This window comes from Syntrophomonas sp. UBA1041 (genome assembly GCF_002316705.1).
Taxonomy (GTDB): Bacteria; Bacillota; Syntrophomonadia; order Syntrophomonadales; family Syntrophomonadaceae; genus DTU019.
Map to the genome: position 1 here is coordinate 10,534 of NZ_DCEA01000026.1, position 212 is coordinate 10,745.

1 protein-coding gene is annotated in these 212 nt (G+C 47.2%); it reads left to right on the top strand.

The annotated features are described in order from the left end of the window. On the top strand, window positions 1-212 hold a 212-nt coding region (locus B2633_RS05065; RefSeq protein WP_483169576.1), incomplete at both ends, for a hypothetical protein.

The window sequence follows — 212 nt, forward strand, 5'->3', positions numbered from 1 at the left end:
TTTATCTTGAATGAGGAACTGCCCATTCATCCCAATCAGACCCCCTCCCCCTGGCACCGTTTTATGGTGTCATTAAGTTTGGTTTTTGCAGGCAGCCTCTATCTGTACTACCTATTTAAATGGAAACCCCTTTATCTTTACCTGTTGCTGCTCCTGGGAGGAGCTTTCAGCCTGTTCGTTAACCTGTTCACGGGGCTCGATCTTTCCAAGCT